At 69.5% G+C, this 3263-nt stretch carries 3 protein-coding genes; 1 reads left to right on the top strand and 2 read right to left on the bottom strand.

Annotated features, from left to right (window positions below; genetic code table 11):
* The coding region (locus G3N92_RS32265; RefSeq protein WP_206131586.1) for a hypothetical protein at positions 1-516 on the bottom strand (516 nt) is incomplete at its 3' end.
* A gap of 369 nt (positions 517-885) precedes the next feature.
* Between G3N92_RS32265 and G3N92_RS32260 the strand changes: the two genes are divergently transcribed.
* On the top strand, positions 886-2628 hold the full coding sequence (locus G3N92_RS32260) for a cation:proton antiporter (protein ID WP_206131585.1): 1743 nt from the start codon (positions 886-888) through the stop codon (positions 2626-2628).
* Between the two features lie 91 nt (positions 2629-2719).
* Here the strand turns inward: G3N92_RS32260 and G3N92_RS32255 are convergent.
* Positions 2720-3263: SDR family oxidoreductase (locus tag G3N92_RS32255; RefSeq protein ID WP_206131584.1), on the bottom strand; the 544-nt coding region annotated here is incomplete at its 5' end.

Raw genomic sequence — 3263 nt, 5'->3', positions numbered from 1 at the left:
CGCCTGGCGCTTCGCCGCTTCGCGCTGCAATGCCCGCGCCTCGCGCTGCACCTGCGGGGCGGGGCCGGCCAGCCGGTCCGCCAGCTCCGCATCGCTGAGCGCCGCTGCCTGGGCGGTTTGCGTGCGCGCGGTGACCTTGTCGAGCATCCCGCGCATCGCGTTCGGCAGGGCCGATTTCCGCTGGGCGGGGGCAGTGGCCGGGGCGGGCGGTGTCGTTGTTGTCGTTGCGGGCGTGTTGGTCGCGCGGCGGTGCGCGATCTCGCGTTGCAGCGCCCGCGCGCCGCGTCCGTTCAGGTTCGGGTTGCTGGCCGCCATCAGGAGTTCCTGGCCGCTGAGGTTGCTGGCGGCATGGATCTGCTTGCGCGCGGTCAGCTTGTCGGCCAGGTTGCGCAACCCTTCCGGCATGGCGGAACTTTGGGCGGCGCGCCGCTCGACAGCCTGCAAGGGCCCGGGCGTCGCGGATTCGTCTTGCGGCTCGGCCCGCACGGGCCCGCGAGCGATGCTGTTCGGCTTCATGGCAGGCTCCAGCTCGATATGAGTTATTGATCTTCTGCACGTCGCTTGCCCGAGCAGGCGGCCGCTCTCACGACTGCGTTGCGGTATGCCAGGGTGGAAGGCGACCGTCGGGGATGCTAGGCAGTCATTAATTTGTCATCTTGACGGCGCGCGAAGCGGAAGACGGAAAGGCGAAGCCGCGAAGGGCGCGGGCTGTGCGACATGCCGGCGCTTCGTGTGCGCGGCGTTGCCGAATCCCGGCGGAAATGGCCGCCCGCCGCCGATTTCACGCATTTTTTCCCGGCTTTTTTCACTCAATCCACCCCTCACGCCGTCGACATCCCTTATTCTTGTATTCTTTCGAATGCATTACATATCAAAGGGGGATGAATGCCGCATGACGTCAGCTTGATCGCACTGCTCGCGGCCGGTTTCGCGCTCGCGATGGTGTTCGGCTATCTCGCCTCGCTGCTGAAGATGCCGCCGCTGGTCGGCTATCTGCTGGCCGGCATCGTGATCGGCCCCGGCACGCCGGGCTTCGTCGGCGATCTGGCGCTCGCGCAGCAACTGGCCGAGATCGGCGTGATGTTGCTGATGTTCGGCGTCGGCCTGCATTTCTCGCTGGGCGACCTGCTCGCGGTGCGCAAGATCGCGCTGCCCGGCGCGGTCGTGCAGATCGCGGTGGCCACGGTGCTCGGCGGCGGGCTCGCGCTGGCCTGGGGCTGGAGCATCGGCGCGGCGCTGGTGTTCGGGCTGGCGTTGTCGGTGGCGAGCACCGTGGTGCTGCTGCGCGCGCTCGAGGGGCGCGGCCTGGTCGAGACGGTCAACGGCCGCATCGCGGTGGGCTGGCTGGTGGTCGAGGATCTCGTCATGGTGCTCGTGCTGGTGCTGCTGCCGCCGCTGGCGGGGCTGCTCGGCGGCTCGCCCGAGGGCGCGGCGGGCCATGCGGCCGAGGCGGGCGGCAGCCTGTGGGGCACGCTCGGCGTCACGTTCCTGAAGGTGGCGGCGTTCATCGCGCTGATGCTGGTGGTCGGCAAGCGCGTGTTCCCGCGCATCCTGTGGCTGGTGGCGCGCACCGGCTCGCGCGAGCTGTTCACGCTGTGCATGATCGCGGCGGCCGTGGGCGTGGCGTTCGGTGCGGCCAAGCTGTTCGACGTGTCGTTCGCGCTGGGCGCGTTCTTCGCCGGCATGATGATGCGCGAATCGGAATTCAGCCGCCGCGCGGCCGACGAAACGCTGCCGCTGCGCGACGCGTTCTCGGTGCTGTTCTTCATCTCGGTCGGCATGCTGTTCGATCCGGCCATCCTGATCGAGCAGCCGCTGCACGTGATCGAGGTGGCGCTGATCGTGGTGATCGGCAAGACGCTGGCCGCCGTCGCGCTCGTGCTGGCGTTCCGTTATCCGCTCAATACCGCGCTCACCGTGGGCGCGGGCCTCGCGCAGATCGGCGAGTTCTCGTTCATCCTGGCCGGCCTCGGCCGCTCGCTCGGGCTGCTGTCGGCCGAGGGGCAGAGCCTGATCCTGGCCGTCGCGCTGATCTCCATCGCGATGAACACGCTGCTGTTCGCGATGATCGAGCCTGCGCTGGTGTGGATCCGCAAGCATTCGGCGTTCGCGCGCCGCCTCGAATCGCGCGACGATCCGCTGGCCGCGCTGCCGATGTCCACGCCGCAGACGCACCTCACCGGCCAGGTCGTGATCGTCGGCTACGGGCGCGTCGGCGCGCGGATCGCGCAGGCGCTCGGCGAGCGCGGCATCGCCTACGTGGTGGTCGAACAGAATCGCGAAACGGTCGAGAAGCTGCGCGAGCAGGGCATCGCGGCCGTCAGCGGCGACGCGATCGAGCCGGTGGTGCTGGTGCAGGCGCATATCGCGCGCGCCGGCATGCTGGTCGTCACGCTGCCCGACACGTTCGACGTGCGGCAGATCGTCGAGATTTCCCGCACGCTGAACCCGTCGATCGAGATCGCGCTGTGCACGCACAGCGGCGACGAGGCGGCGCTGCTGACGAGCGAGGGCGTGGGCACCGTGTTCATCAGCGAGACGGAGCTGGCGCGCGGCATGACCGAGCATGTGCTGGCGCGCATGGGCGGCGCGCATCAGGAGAAGCCGCGCGCGGCGGCGGCGCATTGAGCTGCGCCGCGCCGTGCGGCAGGGGTTCTGAGAGGGGTGGGGTATTTGTGGCGCCGGCTGGACCGCGGCGCCGTTTTTTTTGCCCGCGCCCCTACAACTGCGAGATCCCGCCGTCGACGCGAATCTCCGCGCCCACGATGTAGCGCGACGCGTCGCTGGCCAGGAACAGCACGGCCTCGGCGATCTCGTCGGCGCTGCCGAGCCGGCCCACCGGCACGCGCGCGGCGAACCGCGCCTTCCTGGCGTCGATGTCCTCCGGCGCGCCGCCGCGCCGCCCATGCAGCGGCGTGTCGATATAGCCGGGGCTGACGGCGTTCACGCGGATGCGCCGTTCGAGCAGCTCGCTCGACCAGGTTCTGGCCAGCGAGCGCACGGCCGCCTTCGAGGCCGACAGCAGCGACAGGCCGGGCTGCCCCACATGCGTGAGGAACGAGGTGTTGAGGATCACCGACGCGCCGTCGCGCAGCATCGGCTCGGCCGTCTGCATCGAGAAGAACACGCTCTTGACGTTGATGTCCATCAGCTCGTCGTAGGCGGCCTCATCGGTGGCGGCCAGCGGCGTGGCGAACGCGACGCCGGCGTTCGCGAAGAAGATGTCGAGCGGGCCGAATGCTTCGGTTACCTGACGGGCTGCG

The sequence above is a fragment of the Burkholderia sp. Ac-20379 genome (assembly GCF_017104645.1).
Lineage (GTDB): Bacteria > Pseudomonadota > Gammaproteobacteria > Burkholderiales > Burkholderiaceae > Burkholderia.
Note: the sequence above shows the minus strand (reverse complement) of the source record. Positions and strands in the feature narration are given on the sequence as shown.

Coding starts and splice junctions, on each gene's coding strand:
- G3N92_RS32260 (WP_206131585.1), top strand. CDS start 886: ATGCCGCATGACGTCAGCTTGATCGCACTGCTCGCGGCCGGTTTCGCG.